Origin of the sequence: Kitasatospora sp. NPDC085879, assembly GCF_040686255.1 — a bacterium.
Classification (GTDB): domain Bacteria; phylum Actinomycetota; class Actinomycetes; order Streptomycetales; family Streptomycetaceae; genus Kitasatospora.
The window spans coordinates 134,888-150,757 of the sequence record NZ_JBFBJZ010000006.1 but is presented as its reverse complement, the minus strand read 5'-3'; the positions used below and the strand labels follow the sequence as shown (position 1 = coordinate 150,757).

Sequence of the window (15,870 nt, the reverse complement as noted above, 5' to 3'; positions counted from 1 at the left end):
ACACTGGTCCGTCGGTCCCGGTTCACGCGCGGCTGCCTGCCGCCGACCCGGTGCCCTCCCGAAACCTAGGAGAGACCCTTGAAGGCCAACGTTCACCCCGAGTACGTCGTGACCAAGGTGACCTGCACCTGCGGTAACGAGTTCACCACCCGCTCGACCGAGACCAGCGGCGAGATCCGCGCCGAGGTCTGCTCGGCGTGCCACCCGTTCTACACCGGCAAGCAGAAGATCATGGACACCGGTGGCCGCGTGGCCCGCTTCGAGGCCCGCTTCGGCAAGAAGCTCAGCGGCGGCAAGGCCTAGCGCTTCCACGGCGCCGGTCTCGGCGCCCCCGTGCATTCACGGGGGTGTCGGGCCGGCGCCGTTCGCATCTCCCCGGTCCGCCGCGCCGCGCGGCGGCCGGACCACTCCCCGCCCCATCGGTACTGACCGGAAGTAGGCCACCCCATGTTCGAGGCAGTCGAAGAGCTCCTCGTCGAGCACGCCGACCTCGAGAAGAGGCTGGCCGATCCGTCCGTCCACGCCGACCAGGCGAACGCCCGCAAGCTGGCCAAGCGCTACGCGGAGCTGACCCCGATCACCCGCACCTACCGCGCCTGGAAGCAGACCGGCGAGGACATCGAGGCCGCCCGCGAGCTGGCCGCCGAGGACCCGGAGTTCCTCGCCGAGGCGAAGACGGCCGAGGCCCGCCGCGAGGAGCTCACCGAGGAGCTGCGGCTGCTGCTCGTCCCGCGCGACCCCAACGACGACAAGGACATCATCCTGGAGGTCAAGGCGGGCGAGGGCGGCGAGGAGTCCGCGCTGTTCGCCGGCGACCTGCTCCGGATGTACCTCCGCTTCGCCGAGCGGGTGGGCTGGAAGACCGAGATCATCGACGCCAACGAGTCCGACCTCGGCGGCTACAAGGACGTCTCGGTCGCCGTGAAGACCAGGGGCTCCACCGAGCCCGGCCAGGGCGTCTGGGCCCGGCTGAAGTACGAGGGCGGCGTGCACCGCGTGCAGCGCGTCCCGGCCACCGAGTCGCAGGGCCGCATCCACACCTCCGCGGCCGGCGTGCTGGTCACCCCGGAGGCCGAGGAGGTCGAGGTGGAGATCCACGCCAACGACCTGCGGATCGACGTCTACCGCTCGTCCGGCCCCGGCGGCCAGTCCGTCAACACCACCGACTCGGCCGTCCGGATCACCCACCTGCCGACCGGTATCGTGGCCTCCTGCCAGAACGAGAAGAGCCAGCTGCAGAACAAGGAGCAGGCGATGCGCATCCTGCGCTCGCGCCTGCTGGCGGCGGCCCAGGAGGAGGCCGAGCGGGAGGCCTCCGACGCCCGCCGCAGCCAGGTCCGCACCGTCGACCGCTCCGAGCGCATCCGGACCTACAACTTCCCGGAGAACCGCATCTCCGACCACCGCACCGGCTTCAAGTCCTACAACCTGGACCAGGTGCTGGACGGCGACCTCAACGCGGTGATCCAGTCCTGCGTGGACGCCGACGCGGCGGCCAAGCTGGCCGCCGCCCAGGAGAACTGAGAACCGGGCCCGAGGCCCGAGAAGTCAGAGGTGTGGTCGGATGAACCTGCTGCTCGCCGAGGTGGCGCAGGCCACCCAGCGGTTGGCCGCGGCCGGGGTGCCGTCGCCGCGCTTCGACGCGGAGGAACTCGCCGCGCACGTCCACGGCGTCAAGCGCAGCCAGCTGCACACCGTGCCCGACGCCGACTTCGACGCCCGGTACTGGGAAGCGGTCTCCCGCCGGGAGGCCCGTGAGCCGCTGCAGCACATCACCGGCCGCGCCTTCTTCCGCTACCTCGAGCTCGAGGTCGGCCCGGGCGTCTTCGTGCCCCGGCCGGAGACCGAGACCGTCGTCGAGTGGGCCATAGACGCCGTCCGCGACATGGACGTCGCCGAGCCGCTGGTGGTCGACCTGTGCACCGGCTCGGGCGCCATCGCGCTCGCCCTCGCCCAGGAACTGCCCCGCTCCACCGTCCACGCCTTCGAGCTGGACGAGGGCGCGCTCGCCTACACCCGGCGCAACATCGCGACCAGCCCCGACCGGGCCAGGGTCCGCCTGCACGAGGGCGACGCCACGCTCGCCTTCGCGGACGACCGCGGCTGGGACGGCCGCTTCGACCTCGTCATCAGCAACCCGCCGTACATCCCGCTCACCGAGTGGGAGTACGTCGCGCCCGAGGCCCGCGACCACGACCCGCAGATGTCGCTGTTCTCCGGCGAGGACGGCCTCGACACCATCCGCGGCATCGAGCGGGTCGCCGCCCGGCTGCTGCGCCCCGGCGGCGCGGTGGTCGTCGAGCACGCCGACACCCAGGGCGGACAGGTGCCCTGGATCTTCAACGAGGAGGCCGGGTGGACGGACGCCGCCGACCACCGCGACCTCAACGGCCGGCCCCGCTTCACCACCGCCCGCCGGGCGACGCCGTGACCGGCCCGGCGCGGCCCGCCCGCACCGCTCTGTGACTTCTTGACTTCGCCGTGAACTTCGGAAGGGGACCGCACCGATGAGCCGCCGCTACGACTGTGCCGATACCGGGGACCGCGCCACCGGGCTGCGCGAGGCCGCTTCGGCGATCCGCCGGGGCGAGCTCGTGGTGCTGCCGACGGACACGCTGTACGGCGTCGGCGCCGACGCCTTCTCTCCGGAGGCCGTGGGCGCCCTGCTGGACGCCAAGGGCCGCGGCCGCAACATGCCCTCCCCGGTGCTCGTCGGCTCGCCGACCACCCTGCACGGCCTGGTCACCGACTTCTCCGAGCAGGCCTGGGAGCTCGTCGACGCCTTCTGGCCGGGCGGGCTGACCCTCGTCGCCCGGCACCAGCCGTCGCTGCGCTGGGACCTCGGCGACACCCGCGGCACCGTCGCCGTCCGGATGCCGCTGCACCCCGTCGCCCTGGAGCTGCTCAACAGCACCGGCCCGCTCGCCGTCTCCAGCGCCAACAAGACCGGCGGCCCCTCGCCCGCCACCTGCGACGAGGCCCAGGGCCAGCTCGGCGACGCGATCTCGGTGTACCTGGACGGCGGCCGCGCGGACCACGCCACGGCCTCCACCATCGTCGACGTCACCGGCAAGACCCCCGTCGTGCTGCGCGCGGGCGCGATCAGCGTCGAGCAGCTGAGGGAGGTCGTCCCGGACCTGGAGGCCGGCAGTTGACCGCTGCGTCCCTGTACGCCGCGGGCCCCGGCCCGGCCCGGTTCGCGGCCGCCCCCTACCGGGCGCCCGCGCCGCGGCCGGTCGACGCCTTCCGGATCCTCTTCGTCTGCACCGGGAACGTGTGCCGCTCGCCGATCGCCGAGCGGCTCACCCGGCACGAGCTGGCCGCTCGGCTCGGCGCCGCCTCCCACCGCTTCGTGGTGGAGAGCGCCGGCACCTGGGGCCACGAGGGCGCCCCGATGGAGGCACACGCCGCCACCGTGCTCGGCGAGTACGGCGTCGACAGCGCGGGCTTCGCCGGCCGCGAGCTGCTCGACGAGCACGTCATCGACGCCGACCTGGTGCTCACCGCCACCCTCGACCACCGCGCCCAGGTGATATCCATGGGCCACGCGGCCGGCCTGCGCACCTTCACGCTCAAGGAGTTCACCCGGCTGGTGCGCCGGATCGACCCCGGCACGCTGCCCGACCCGCGCGGCGGTGCCCAGCTGCCCGAACGTGCCCGTGCCCTGGTGCGGGCCGCCGCCGCGCTGCGCGGCTGGCTGCTGGCCTCCTCCCCGGAGTCCGACGAGGTCGACGACCCGTACGGCGCGCCGATCGGCATGTTCCGCAACTGCGGCGAGGAGATATTCGACGCCCTCGACCCGGTCGTCACCGCCCTCACCGGGGTGCACGGCCGGCCCTGAGCCGCCGCGGCCGGGGCGCGCGGCCCCGGCCCGGGCGTGCCCGGCCGGCCGCGGGCCCCGCACGGCGCACGCCGCCGGTGGGGGATTTCAGGGGATCGGGTGGAGAAACCATGGACATGGTGTGCCCGCCCGGTGCCTTCCCCCGGCGGTGGGCAGCGGCCCGTCCCCGACGGCGGAACGCGCCCGCGCGCAGACGGGCCACCCCGACGGCCCCGACCTACGCTGGAGGGACCCACCCGCCGCTTCCCGGGAGCTGCGCCATGTCCGTCACCCCCACCGTGCACGGCCCGACCGAGACCGACGCCCCCACCGCCGTCGGGCCCCACTGGGAGGCCTCGGAGGCACTCCGCCGGGCCGACCCGCTGCTGGCCGACCTGCTCTCCGCGGAGGCCGAACGGCGGACGGAGAGCCTGCAGCTGCTGGCCGGCGAGAACATCACCAGCCCCGCCGTCCTGGCCGCGCTGGGCAGCCCGCTGATCGACAAGTACGCCGAGGGCTACCCGGGCCGCCGCCACCACACCGGCTGCGCGCTGGCCGACACCGCCGAGCTGCTGGCGGTCGACCGGGCCCGCCAGCTGTTCGCCGCCCCGCACGCCAACGTCCAGCCGAGGTCGGCGACTTCGGCGATGCTCGCGGCGTACGCGGCACTGCTGCGGCCCGGCGACACGGTGCTCGCCATGTCGCTGGAGCACGGCGGCCACCTCAGCTGCGGCTCGCGGGCCAACTTCTCCGGCCGCTGGTTCGACTTCGTCGGCTACGGGGTGCGCGAGGAGGACGGCAGGATCGACCTGGACCAGGTCCGCGAGCTCGCCCTCCGACACCGCCCGAAGGCGATCATCGCCGGCGGCATCTCCTACCCCCGGCACGTCGACTGGGCGGGCTTCCGGGCCGTCGCCGACGAGGTCGACGCCTACCTGATCGCCTCCGCCGCCCAGACCACCGGACTCGTCGCGGCGGGCCTGGCCCCCTCCCCGGTGCCCTTCGCGGACGTCACCGTCGCCGCCACCCACAAGCTGCTCCGCGGGCCCCGTGGCGGCCTGCTGCTGTCCACCGTGGAGCTCGCCGACCGGATCGACCGGGCAGTCTTCCCGTTCACCCAGGGCGGCGCGGCGATGAACGAGGTGGCCGGCAAGGCCGTCGCCTTCGCCGAGGCCGCAGGCGAGGCCTTCGCCGTGTACGCCCGCCGGGCCGTCGACGGCGCCCGGGCGCTCGCCGGCGCACTCGCCGAGCACGACGTCCGGCCGATGACCGGGGGCACCGACACCCACCTGGTCACCGCCGACGTCAGCCCGCTCGGCCTGAGCGGCATCGAGGCCGAGCGGCGCTGCGCCGGGGCCGGGCTGATGCTCGGCAAGTGCGCGCTGCCCTTCGACCCGGCGCCCGCCGCGGAGGCCTCCGGCATCCGGCTGGGCACCGGTGCGGCGGCCGCCCAGGGCATGGGGCCGGCCGAGCTCGGCGAGGTCGGCCACCTGATCGGCGAGCTGCTGCGCGGCGGCCCGCAGGCCCGGATCACCGACCGGGTGCGCGAGCTCGCCCGGGTGTTCGCGGGCCGCGGCTGAGACCGCCCGGGCGGTCGCGGCGGCCGGAGGAGAACCGCGGTGCACGTCCGGCTCGTCCGACTCAATAAGGTGTGAGGGTGGCGACGCACCTCGAACCCCGAACCCTCCCGGGAGTACGCTCCGTACTCATCCGTCGGACCGTGATGCAGGAGGCCAGTGGTGCGTGAGTATCTCCTGGTGCTCTTCGTCACCGCGGCCGTCACGTACCTGCTGGTCGGCCCGGTGCGGAAGTTCGCGATCGCGGCCGGTGCGATGCCGGCCGTCCGGGCACGGGACGTGCACCGCGAGCCCACGCCGCGGCTGGGCGGCATCGCGATGTTCGGCGGGCTCTGCGCGGGGCTCCTGGTCGCCTCGCAACTGACGAACATCGGGCGGCTGTTCATCCAGAGCGCGGACGTCAGGGCGCTGCTCTCCGGCGCCGGGATCATGTGGATCCTCGGCGTGCTCGACGACAAGTGGGGTGTGGACGCCCTGGTGAAGCTGGGCGGCCAGATGATCGCCGCCGGCGTCATGGTCTGGCAGGGCGTGACGGTCATCTCGATCCCGGTGCCCGGCGTCGGCCCGGTCGCCGTCACCCCCACCCAGGGCATGATCATCTCGGTCGCGCTGGTCGTCGTCATGGTCAACGCGGTGAACTTCATCGACGGCCTGGACGGCCTGGCGGCCGGCATGGTCTGCATCGCCGCCATGGCGTTCTTCCTCTACTCGTACCGGCTCTGGATCGGCTACGGGGTCAACGACGCCGCCCCCGCCGTGCTGTTCAGCGCCGTGCTGATCGGCATGTGCCTGGGCTTCCTGCCGCACAACCTGCACCCCGCCCGGATCTTCATGGGCGACTCCGGCTCGATGATGCTCGGCCTGATGCTGGCCGTCGCCGCGATCTCCATCACCGGCCGCGTCGACCCCGACCTGATCGGCGCCCGGACGGGTTCGCAGACCGCCACCGTGCACGCCCTGGTGCCGATCTACATCCCGCTGCTGCTGCCGCTGACCGTCATCGCCCTGCCGCTGGCCGACCTGCTGCTCGCCGTCGTCCGCCGCACGTGGGCCGGCCGGTCGCCGTTCGCCGCCGACAAGCAGCACCTGCACCACCGCCTGCTGCTGGTCGGCCACTCGCACAGCCGGGCCGTGCTGATCATGTACTTCTGGGCCGCACTGATCGCCTTCGGCACGGTGGCCTTCTCGGTGGCCAACACCGGCCGCACGGTCGTCCTGGCGTTCGCCGGGCTCTGCCTGGTCGGCCTGGTGGTGCTGCTGATGCCGCGCTTCCGCCCGCACGCGCCGCGGGCCGTGCAGGCCATCGTGCCGCCCCGCTACCGCAAGTCCCGGGCCGACGAGCCGGTGGCCGGCCCCGCCGCCGCCGCGGAGGCCCTCACCGCCGCGGCGGAGGGCGCCGAGGCGCCCGCCGAGACCCCGGCGATGGCCGAGCTCTCCGCCAAGGACAAGGCACTGCTGAGCCGGATCGGCAGCGGCGCCACCGCCCTCGGCCCGCGCAGCCGCTCCAAGAGCTGACCGGGCCGGAGGAGCGCCTGCCGTGGGGGCGTCCGGCGCCTCGACGGGCACCCCGAACGGCGCCCTCGATGCAGCTGATCGGCCGTCAACATGCTTCACCCGTACGGCGGCACCCTTGGGCCATCGGTGTGACAGGTGCCACACGTTCATGGTAAAGCTCTCATCAAATAGTTTGTGATACCGTTCACGAGTACCGAGAACACGCCGAAAGACCAGACGGGTGGAGCACCTCCGCCCCCGGTCGGTCTTCTGGACGGGCTCGCCGTCGAGCGGCCGGCCTGCGGCCGTGGTTCCCGGTGCGGCGTCCCCCCGCCGCGCACACCCATATGCCAGTCCCCCGTTGCCGACATGCCGCCGGAGTTGCCGACATGCCGTCCCACGACGCCCGGATCATCCGAGGCGCCGCAATCCCCACTGCGGTCGCCGGCCTGATTGCCGCTGTGATCGCCACCGCTGTCGTGGGGGTCAAGGGATTGATCGGCGCAGTCTTCGCAACGCTGCTGGTGATGGCGTTCTTCAGCTTCGGCCAGGTCGCACTCGACCGGCTCACCAGGAACAACCCGCAGATCCTCATGGCAGCCGCACTGCTCGTCTACACGACGCAGATCCTGCTGGTCGCGGTCGTCCTGGCGGTGTTCAAGCACACCACTCTCTTCGACACCAAGGTGTTCGGCTTCACGCTGCTCGGCTGCGCGCTGATCTGGACGGGCTTCCAGGTGCGCGGCGCGATGAAGGCGAAGATCTACTACGTCGACCCCGAATCCCGGGACGACAAGCCCAAATCGGGGCGTCAACCGTGAGTGGGGCGGGCTGTCCCCCTCGCGAGGGGGGCGGTGTTTATGCCCTCCTGACGGACTGCTATCGTCCGTCCCAACGGCGGAGTACGAGATGCGGCCGGGTCTCTCCGATCATCGGACGGATCGCCCCCCGACTCCCCGAAGTCTTCGAAGATCCCGCGGCAGGGATACGCGCCGCGCAGGGTCCGCGAGAAATCCAACAAGTTCCAGTGCCGCTCCGTGGCCCCAGGCCGCGCCGACACACCGAGGTTGCCGTAACCATGCGTCATGACGAAGGAGTCCGTGGTGGGTACTGAATCCGCGCTGCTCGCCTCTGGCAGTTGCCACTTCAGTGACGCTGGCTGCGGGTTCCCCGCTCCTGGCCTGAACGAGTTCGACTTCAAGCCGATCTTCTCCATCGGCAGCGTCGACTTCACCAAGCCGATGCTCCTGTCGATCATCGTGGCCCTGCTGGTGGTCGGCTTCTTCTGGGCCGCCTTCGCCAAGCCGAAGCTGCTCCCCGGCAAGCTCCAGCTCGTCGGCGAGATCGGCTACGACTTCGTCAAGCGCAGCATCGTGCTGGAGACCATCGGCAAGAAGGGCGAGAAGTACGTCCCGATGCTGGTCTCGATGTTCTTCTTCGTCTGGGTGATGAACATCATGTCCATCATCCCGTTCGCCCAGTTCCCGGTGACGGCGCGCATCGCCTACCCGGCCGGCCTCGCGCTCGTCGTGTGGCTCACCTACATGGGTCTGACCTTCCAGAAGCACGGCTTCGTCGGCGGTCTGAAGAACCTCTGCTGGCCGTCCGGCATCCCCGGCTGGGTCATGTTCATCCTGGTGCCGATCGAGTTCTTCTCGAACATCTTCGTCCGCCCGTTCACCCTGGCGGTCCGAGCCTTCGCGAACATGTTCGCCGGTCACCTGCTGATCGTCATGTTCTCGGTCGCCTCCTGGTACCTGCTCAGCCCGAGCCTCGGCGCCCTCTACGGCAGCGCCTCCTTCGTGGTGGCCGTCGGCCTCACCGCCTTCGAGCTGCTGGTCCAGTTCCTGCAGGCCTACATCTTCGTGATGCTCGCCAGCAGCTACATCGCCGGTGCCCTCGAAGAGGCGCACTGAGCACCGCAGCCCCAGGCTGCGCCCCCGAACTCCCGGTGGCCAACACCCACCGGTACTCCATCCCGCAAAGGATTAGCTGAGATGTCCGCTCTCGCTGAGGTCACCGGTTCCATCGCTTCCGTCGGCTACGGCCTCGCCGCGATCGGCCCCGGCATCGGTGTCGGTCTGATCTTCGGTAACGGCGTGCAGGCGATGGCCCGTCAGCCCGAGGCTGCCGGCCTGATCCGCTCCAACATGTTCATCGGCTTCGCGCTGACCGAGGCGCTCGCGCTCATCGGCATCGTCATGCCGTTCGTGTTCGGCAAGTAATTCCGGCACACCGGTAGCCCTTTTCGACGAAAGGTTCAGATATGAACCGCGTGGTCACCCTTGCAGCAGAGGAGCAGATGAACCCGCTCCTCCCTGCATGGCCCGAGGTCATCATCGGCCTGCTCTGCTTCTTCATCGTCTTCGGCTTCCTCGGCAAGAAGCTGCTCCCCAGCATCGAGAAGGTGCTGCAGGAGCGTCGTGACGCCATCGAGGGCGGCATGGAGCGTGCGGAGGCTGCTCAGGCCGAGGCCCAGGTCCTGCTGGAGCAGTACCGCGCCGAGCTCGCCGAGGCGCGTCACGAGGCCGCTCGGATCACCGAGCACGCCCGTGAGCAGGGCGCTGCCCTGGTCGCCGAGATGCGCGAGGAGGGCCAGCGTCAGCGCGAGGCCATCGTCGCCGCCGGTCACGCCCAGATCGAGGCCGACAAGAAGCAGGCGACCACCGCCCTGCGCCAGGACGTGGGCTCGCTGGCCTCCCAGCTGGCCTCCCGCATCGTGGGTGAGTCCCTCGAGGACCACGCGCGGCAGAGCGGCGTGATCGACCGCTTCCTCGACGAGCTCGAGGCCAAGGCCGCCAGCTCGGCGGGTGCCAAGTGATCGGCGCCAGCCGCGAGGCCCTGGCCGCCGGCCGGGAGAACCTCGAGAGCCTGACCGACAACACCTCGGTGGACGCGGCCAAGCTCGCCGAGGAGCTCACCGCCGTCACGGCCCTGCTGGACCGTGAGGTCTCGCTGCGCCGCGTGCTGACCGACCCCTCGCGGTCGGGCCAGGACAAGGCCCGGTTCGTGGGCACGCTGCTGGCGGGCCAGGTCTCCGGTGAGACCGTCGACCTGGTCTCCGGTCTCGTCCGGTCCCGCTGGTCCGCCGCGCGCGACCTGGTCGACGCGGTGGAGGAGCTCTCGGCGTACGCCGAGGTCATCGCCGCCGACAAGACCGGCGCGCTGGACGACGTCGAGGACGAGCTGTTCCGGTTCGGCCGGGTCGTCGCGGGCTCGCACGAGCTGCGCGCCGCGCTGACCGAGCCGAAGGCCGACGCCGCCGCCAAGGCGGCCCTGGTCAAGAAGCTGCTCGGCGGCCGCGCCAACCCGGGCACCGTCCGCCTGGTCGTCTCCCTGGTCACCGCCCCGCGTGGCCGTAGCCTGGAGCAGGGCCTCGAGTCCTACTCCAAGCTCGCTGCCGCCCGTCGCGGCCGCGTGGTGGCCCTGGTCACCAGCGCCGTGCCGCTGTCGGACCGGCAGAAGGAGCGGCTCGCCGCGGCCCTGGCCGGCCTGTACGGCAAGCAGGTCCACCTGAACATCGACGTCGACCCCGAGGTCGCCGGCGGCGTGAAGGTGCAGATCGGCGACGAGGTCATCGACGGCACGGTCGCGAGCCGGCTCGAAGCCGCTCGCCAGGGCCTCGAAGGCTGACCGAAGAAGAGCATCATCCGACCCTCGGTCGGGCGTCGGTTCACACCGAGTGGACCGGCAAAACGTACGGCCGGTTCACCCGACCCGGCCGAGAGTCGAGCACTTGCGGCCCTCAATGGCGGGCCGAGGATCGCAAACTAGGAGAGCAGGGAAGCCTGATGGCGGAGCTTACGATCCGTCCGGAGGAGATCCGGGACGCGCTGGCCGACTTTGTCCAGTCGTACCAGCCGGACGCCGCCTCGCGTGAAGAGGTCGGCACGGTCACCGAGGCCATGGACGGTATCGCCAAGGTCGAGGGTCTTCCCTCGGTCATGGCCAACGAGCTGCTGAAGTTCGAGGACGGCACCCTCGGCCTCGCGCTGAACCTCGACACCCGCGAGATCGGTGTCGTCATCCTCGGTGAGTTCTCGGGCATCGAGGAGGGCCAGACGGTGCAGCGCACCGGCGAGGTCCTCTCCGTCCCGGTCGGCGAGGGCTACCTCGGCCGTGTCGTGGACCCGCTGGGCAACCCGATCGACGGCCTGGGCGAGATCGCCTCCACCGGCCGCCGCGCCCTGGAGCTGCAGGCCCCCGGCGTCATGGTCCGCAAGTCGGTCCACGAGCCGATGCAGACCGGCATCAAGGCCATCGACGCGATGACCCCGATCGGCCGCGGCCAGCGCCAGCTGATCATCGGCGACCGCCAGACCGGCAAGACCGCGGTCGCGATCGACACGATCATCAACCAGCGTGACAACTGGCGCTCCGGCGACCCGAAGAAGCAGGTCCGCTGCATCTACGTCGCCATCGGCCAGAAGGGCTCCACCATCGCGTCCGTCCGCGGCGCACTGGAGGAGGCCGGCGCGCTGGAGTACACCACCATCGTGGCCGCTCCCGCGTCCGACCCGGCCGGCTTCAAGTACCTGGCCCCGTACACCGGCTCCGCCATCGGCCAGGAGTGGATGTACGACGGCAAGCACGTCCTGATCATCTTCGACGACCTGTCGAAGCAGGCCGAGGCCTACCGCTCCGTCTCCCTGCTGCTGCGCCGCCCGCCGGGCCGCGAGGCGTACCCGGGTGACGTCTTCTACCTGCACTCCCGCCTGCTGGAGCGCTGCGCCAAGCTCTCCGACGAGCTGGGCGCCGGCTCGATGACCGGTCTGCCGATCATCGAGACCAAGGCCAACGACGTCTCGGCGTACATCCCGACCAACGTCATCTCCATCACCGACGGCCAGTGCTTCCTGGAGTCCGACCTGTTCAACGCCGGCATCCGCCCGGCCGTGAACGTCGGTATCTCGGTCTCCCGCGTCGGTGGCTCCGCCCAGATCAAGGCCATGAAGTCGGTCGCCGGCCGCCTGCGCCTGGACCTGGCCCAGTACCGCGAGCTGGAGGCGTTCGCCGCCTTCGGTTCCGACCTGGACCCGGCCTCCAAGGCCCAGCTGGAGCGCGGCGCCCGCATGGTCGAGCTGCTGAAGCAGGGCCAGTACCAGCCGTTCCCGGTCGAGGAGCAGGTCGTCTCCATCTGGGCCGGCACCACCGGCAAGCTGGACGACGTCCCGGTCGCCGAGATCCGCCGCTTCGAGCGCGAGTTCCTGGACCACCTGCGCCTGGAGCACAAGGGCATCCTCGCCGGCATCGTCGAGACCTCGAAGCTCGAGGACGGCACGATCGACGCTCTGACCAGCGCGATCGAGGGCTTCAAGCAGGGCTTCACCACGGCTGACGGCAAGCTCCTGTCCGAGCGGGCCTGAGTCCGGTAACGAGGGAAAGGACGTAACGACCCATGGGAGCACAGCTTCGGGTCTACAAGCGCCGGATCCGCTCTGTCACCGCGACGAAGAAGATCACCAAGGCGATGGAGATGATCTCCGCGTCGCGCATCGTCAAGGCGCAGCGCGCGGTGGCCGCCTCCACTCCGTACGCCGATGAGCTCACCAGGGCGGTGACGGCGGTGGCCACCCGGTCCAACGCCAAGCACCCGCTCACCACGGAGAACCCGCAGGCCACCACGGCCGCCGTCCTGCTGATCACGGCGGACCGCGGCCTGGCCGGCGGCTACTCGACCAACGCCCTCAAGCAGGCTGTCGCGCTCGCCGCGAAGCTCCGCGCCGAGGGCAAGGACGTGGTGACGTACATCGTCGGTCGCAAGGGCGTCTCGTACTACAACTTCCGCAACCTCACGGTTGCGGGGTCGTGGACGGGCTTCTCCGACAAGCCGACCTACGGTGACGCCAAGGCCGTGGCGAGCGACCTCATCGAGGCGTTCATCGCGGAGACCGGCGGCGTGGACGAGCTCCACCTGGTCTCCACCAAGTTCGAGTCGATGCTGACGCAGACCGCGGTGGACGCGCGCCTGCTGCCGCTGAAGCTGGACGAGGTCGAGCTCAGCGACGAGTCCAAGGCCAAGCACGAGATCTTCCCGCTGTACGACTTCGAGCCGTCGGCGGAGGGCGTCCTCGACGCGCTGCTGCCGCGGTACGTCGAGAGCCGGATCTACAACGCGCTGCTGCAGTCGGCCGCTTCGGAGCACGCCGCCCGTCGGCGCGCGATGAAGAGCGCGACCGACAACGCGGGAGAGCTCATCAAGTCGCTCACGCGGCTTGCCAACTCGGCCCGTCAGGCCGAGATCACCCAGGAAATCAGCGAGATTGTCGGTGGCGCCAACGCGCTCGCTGACGCCAGCCGCGGGAGCGAATGAGTATGACCACCACTGTTGAGCCGACGGGCGCCGGACTGGCCACGGGCCGCGTCGCCCGGGTCATCGGCCCGGTCGTCGACGTGGAGTTCCCCGTCGACGCGATTCCGGACATGTTCAACGCCCTGCACGTCGAGGTGGACAACCCCGACGGCACGGGCAAGAAGACCCTCACCCTCGAGGTCGCCCAGCACCTCGGCGACGGCCTGGTCCGCGGCATCTCGATGCAGCCGACCGACGGCCTGGTCCGCGGCGCGACCGTGACCGACCTCGGCGAGGCCATCTCCGTCCCCGTCGGCCAGATCACCAAGGGCAAGGTCTTCAACGCCCTCGGTGAGGTGCTGAACGTCGACAAGGACGAGTTCAACGCCCAGGTGACGACCCGCTGGCCGATCCACCGCAAGGCGCCGAACTTCGCGGACCTCGAGTCCAAGACCGAGATGTTCGAGACCGGCATCAAGGTCATCGACCTGCTCACCCCGTACGTGACCGGTGGCAAGATCGGTCTGTTCGGTGGTGCCGGTGTCGGTAAGACCGTCCTCATCCAGGAGATGATCTACCGCGTCGCCGAGAACTTCGGTGGTGTGTCGGTCTTCGCCGGTGTCGGTGAGCGCACCCGTGAGGGCAACGACCTCATCCACGAGATGGTCGACTCGGGCGTTCTGGACAAGACCGCGCTGGTCTTCGGCCAGATGGACGAGCCGCCGGGCACCCGTCTGCGCGTCGCGCTCTCCGCGCTGACCATGGCGGAGTACTTCCGCGACGTCGAGAAGCAGGACGTGCTCCTCTTCATCGACAACATCTTCCGGTTCACCCAGGCCGGTTCCGAGGTGTCGACCCTGCTCGGCCGTATGCCCTCCGCGGTGGGCTACCAGCCGAACCTGGCCGACGAGATGGGCCTCCTGCAGGAGCGCATCACCTCGACCCGCGGTCACTCGATCACCTCGATGCAGGCGATCTACGTCCCCGCGGACGACCTGACCGACCCGGCGCCGGCGACCACCTTCGCCCACCTGGACGCGACCACCGTTCTGTCGCGCCCGATCTCGGAGAAGGGCATCTACCCGGCGGTCGACCCGCTGGACTCGACGTCCCGCATCCTGGACCCGCGCTACATCGCGCAGGACCACTACGACACGGCCATCCGCGTCAAGGGCATCCTGCAGAAGTACAAGGACCTCCAGGACATCATCGCGATCCTCGGTATCGACGAGCTGAGCGAGGAGGACAAGATCACCGTCCACCGCGCCCGCCGTATCGAGCGCTTCCTCTCGCAGAACACCTACGTGGCGAAGCAGTTCACCGGCGTCGACGGCTCGACCGTTCCGCTGTCGGAGACCATCGAGGCCTTCAACGCGATCGCGGACGGCAAGTACGACTCCGTCCCGGAGCAGGCCTTCTTCATGTGCGGTGGCATCGAGGACCTCGAGAAGAACGCTGCCGAGCTGGCGAAGAAGTAATCAGGCCGACGTGACGGCCGAGTGACCGTGAGGGGTGGTCCCCGTCTTCCGGGGGCCACCCCTCACGGCGCACAGCGGCTGTGATCCCGGTCATCTCCGTGTCCCTGGTTTCATGACAGGGGTGCGGGCCCGTTATTCTTACCGAAACCATCGAGTAATCGGCGGTTTCAAGAGCCTAGGAGCCCACGTTGGCTGAGCTGCACGTCGAGCTGGTCGCAGCCGACCGCAAGGTGTGGTCCGGTGCGGCCACCATCGTTGTCGCCCGTACGGCCTCCGGTGACACCGGCATCATGCCCGGTCACACCCCGGTGCTGAGCGTGCTGGAGAGCGGTCCGGTCACCATCCGCACCACCGACGGCGGGACGGTCCTCGCCGCCGTGCACGGCGGCTTCATCTCCTTCGCCGACAACAAGCTCTCCATCCTCGCCGAGGTGGCCGAGCTGGCGGACGAGATCGACATCGCCCGTGCCGAGCGCGCGCTGGAGAGCGCCCAGTCGGAGCTGGACGCGCACGCCGAGCGCCGCGCCGAGGTCCGCCTGGTGGCGGCGCGCGGTATCAAGGCCCACGCCTGAGCACCAGACCCTGATCGCGGGGTCGACCGACGGTCCCGGGGACGCGGAAGCGTGACCCCGGGACTGTCGTATCAGTTGGTAGGACAGGGCGGCCGGTGACACGGTCGTCACGGGGAACGCAGGAGCGAGGAGGTCGGTGAGCATGGTCCTCGCCCTTGTGGTGTGCGCGGCAATCGTCGCCGCCGCCGTGGTCGGACTGATGGCGTTCGCGGTACGCCGCCGCGTCATCCAGCGAGTAGGCGGCACGTTCGACTGCAGTCTCCGACTCAAAATGCCCTCCGACGCGTCGACGCAGCCCGACCTCGACGAGAACGGACAGCCCACCCCGGCCCCGGTCGCCCCGACCGACGGCAAGGGGTGGGTTTTCGGTATCGGGAGGTACAGCGGCGACTCCATCGAGTGGTTCCGGGTCTTCTCGTACGCGCCGCGGCCGCGCCGCGTCCTGCCGCGCACCGAGATCGAGGTGCTCGGCCGGCGCTATCCGGAGGGTCAGGAGGAGCTCGCCCTGCTCTCCGGTTCGGTGGTGCTGCGGTGTCTGCACGAAGGCTCCCCGCTGGAGCTCGCCATGAGCGAGGACGCCCTGACCGGTTTCCTCGCCTGGCTGGAGGCCGCCCCGCCCGGGCAGCGGGTCAACGTA

The 15,870-nt window shown here is 70.6% G+C and carries 17 protein-coding genes; all 17 read left to right on the top strand.

The genetic code is table 11. The features are described from left to right. The first annotated feature begins 78 nt into the window (after positions 1-78). Positions 79-303: a 50S ribosomal protein L31 gene (gene rpmE, locus AB0P35_RS07210; protein WP_030268015.1), complete on the top strand. Its 225-nt coding sequence runs from the start codon at positions 79-81 to the stop codon at positions 301-303. 144 nt (positions 304-447) lie between these two features. Then, on the top strand, positions 448-1,524 hold the full coding sequence (gene prfA, locus AB0P35_RS07205; protein WP_363507607.1) for a peptide chain release factor 1: 1,077 nt from the start codon (positions 448-450) through the stop codon (positions 1,522-1,524). A gap of 40 nt (positions 1,525-1,564) precedes the next feature. Then, positions 1,565-2,431: a peptide chain release factor N(5)-glutamine methyltransferase gene (prmC, locus tag AB0P35_RS07200; RefSeq protein WP_363507604.1), complete on the top strand. Its 867-nt coding sequence runs from the start codon at positions 1,565-1,567 to the stop codon at positions 2,429-2,431. Between the two features lie 76 nt (positions 2,432-2,507). Next, positions 2,508-3,155 (top strand): L-threonylcarbamoyladenylate synthase, encoded by a 648-nt coding sequence (locus AB0P35_RS07195; RefSeq protein WP_363507601.1) that lies wholly within the window; start codon positions 2,508-2,510, stop codon positions 3,153-3,155. 95 nt (positions 3,156-3,250) lie between these two features. Further along, a complete protein-coding gene (locus AB0P35_RS07190; RefSeq protein ID WP_095873149.1) occupies positions 3,251-3,841 on the top strand; it encodes a protein-tyrosine-phosphatase in 591 nt (196 codons plus the stop codon). 260 nt (positions 3,842-4,101) lie between these two features. Continuing rightward, positions 4,102-5,400, top strand: a complete 1,299-nt coding sequence (locus AB0P35_RS07185; protein ID WP_363507598.1) for a serine hydroxymethyltransferase — start codon at positions 4,102-4,104, stop codon at positions 5,398-5,400. 159 nt (positions 5,401-5,559) lie between these two features. Next, the gene (locus AB0P35_RS07180; protein ID WP_363507596.1) at positions 5,560-6,912 is read left to right on the top strand and encodes an MraY family glycosyltransferase; all 1,353 of its coding nucleotides are present in this window, start codon (positions 5,560-5,562) and stop codon (positions 6,910-6,912) included. A 368-nt stretch (positions 6,913-7,280) separates the two neighbouring features. Next, positions 7,281-7,712 carry a hypothetical protein gene (locus AB0P35_RS07175; RefSeq protein ID WP_095873147.1) on the top strand — a complete coding sequence of 144 codons (432 nt, stop codon included), beginning with the start codon at positions 7,281-7,283 and terminating at the stop codon, positions 7,710-7,712. Positions 7,713-7,976: 264 nt separating this feature from the next. Continuing rightward, a complete protein-coding gene (gene atpB / locus AB0P35_RS07170; protein ID WP_179419367.1) occupies positions 7,977-8,807 on the top strand; it encodes a F0F1 ATP synthase subunit A in 831 nt (276 codons plus the stop codon). Positions 8,808-8,888: 81 nt separating this feature from the next. Beyond that, positions 8,889-9,116, top strand: a complete 228-nt coding sequence (gene atpE / locus AB0P35_RS07165) for an ATP synthase F0 subunit C (RefSeq protein WP_095873146.1) — start codon at positions 8,889-8,891, stop codon at positions 9,114-9,116. A 41-nt stretch (positions 9,117-9,157) separates the two neighbouring features. Beyond that, positions 9,158-9,712: a F0F1 ATP synthase subunit B gene (locus AB0P35_RS07160; protein ID WP_095873145.1), complete on the top strand. Its 555-nt coding sequence runs from the start codon at positions 9,158-9,160 to the stop codon at positions 9,710-9,712. Continuing rightward, on the top strand, positions 9,709-10,524 hold the full coding sequence (locus AB0P35_RS07155) for a F0F1 ATP synthase subunit delta (RefSeq protein WP_363507593.1): 816 nt from the start codon (positions 9,709-9,711) through the stop codon (positions 10,522-10,524). The genes AB0P35_RS07160 and AB0P35_RS07155 overlap by 4 nt, the downstream gene beginning before the upstream one ends. Before the next feature lie 158 nt (positions 10,525-10,682). Beyond that, positions 10,683-12,257, top strand: coding sequence for a F0F1 ATP synthase subunit alpha (atpA, locus tag AB0P35_RS07150; protein ID WP_095873143.1), 1,575 nt, complete (start codon positions 10,683-10,685; stop codon positions 12,255-12,257). A 32-nt stretch (positions 12,258-12,289) separates the two neighbouring features. Beyond that, positions 12,290-13,204: a F0F1 ATP synthase subunit gamma gene (locus tag AB0P35_RS07145; RefSeq protein WP_363507590.1), complete on the top strand. Its 915-nt coding sequence runs from the start codon at positions 12,290-12,292 to the stop codon at positions 13,202-13,204. A 2-nt stretch (positions 13,205-13,206) separates the two neighbouring features. After that, the gene (gene atpD, locus AB0P35_RS07140; protein WP_095873141.1) at positions 13,207-14,661 is read left to right on the top strand and encodes a F0F1 ATP synthase subunit beta; all 1,455 of its coding nucleotides are present in this window, start codon (positions 13,207-13,209) and stop codon (positions 14,659-14,661) included. Positions 14,662-14,849: 188 nt separating this feature from the next. Beyond that, entirely contained in the window at positions 14,850-15,233 is a 384-nt protein-coding gene (locus AB0P35_RS07135; protein WP_095873140.1) for a F0F1 ATP synthase subunit epsilon, read from the top strand. Positions 15,234-15,375: 142 nt separating this feature from the next. Then, positions 15,376-15,870, top strand: a 495-nt coding sequence (locus AB0P35_RS07130; protein WP_363507586.1) for a DUF2550 domain-containing protein, incomplete at its 3' end; no start/stop codon positions are given.

Coding starts and splice junctions, on each gene's coding strand:
- prfA (WP_363507607.1), top strand. CDS start 448: ATGTTCGAGGCAGTCGAAGAGCTCCTCGTCGAGCACGCCGACCTCGAG.
- prmC (WP_363507604.1), top strand. CDS start 1,565: ATGAACCTGCTGCTCGCCGAGGTGGCGCAGGCCACCCAGCGGTTGGCC.
- AB0P35_RS07195 (WP_363507601.1), top strand. CDS start 2,508: ATGAGCCGCCGCTACGACTGTGCCGATACCGGGGACCGCGCCACCGGG.
- AB0P35_RS07185 (WP_363507598.1), top strand. CDS start 4,102: ATGTCCGTCACCCCCACCGTGCACGGCCCGACCGAGACCGACGCCCCC.
- AB0P35_RS07175 (WP_095873147.1), top strand. CDS start 7,281: ATGCCGTCCCACGACGCCCGGATCATCCGAGGCGCCGCAATCCCCACT.
- atpB (WP_179419367.1), top strand. CDS start 7,977: ATGACGAAGGAGTCCGTGGTGGGTACTGAATCCGCGCTGCTCGCCTCT.
- atpE (WP_095873146.1), top strand. CDS start 8,889: ATGTCCGCTCTCGCTGAGGTCACCGGTTCCATCGCTTCCGTCGGCTAC.
- AB0P35_RS07160 (WP_095873145.1), top strand. CDS start 9,158: ATGAACCGCGTGGTCACCCTTGCAGCAGAGGAGCAGATGAACCCGCTC.
- atpA (WP_095873143.1), top strand. CDS start 10,683: ATGGCGGAGCTTACGATCCGTCCGGAGGAGATCCGGGACGCGCTGGCC.
- AB0P35_RS07145 (WP_363507590.1), top strand. CDS start 12,290: ATGGGAGCACAGCTTCGGGTCTACAAGCGCCGGATCCGCTCTGTCACC.
- atpD (WP_095873141.1), top strand. CDS start 13,207: ATGACCACCACTGTTGAGCCGACGGGCGCCGGACTGGCCACGGGCCGC.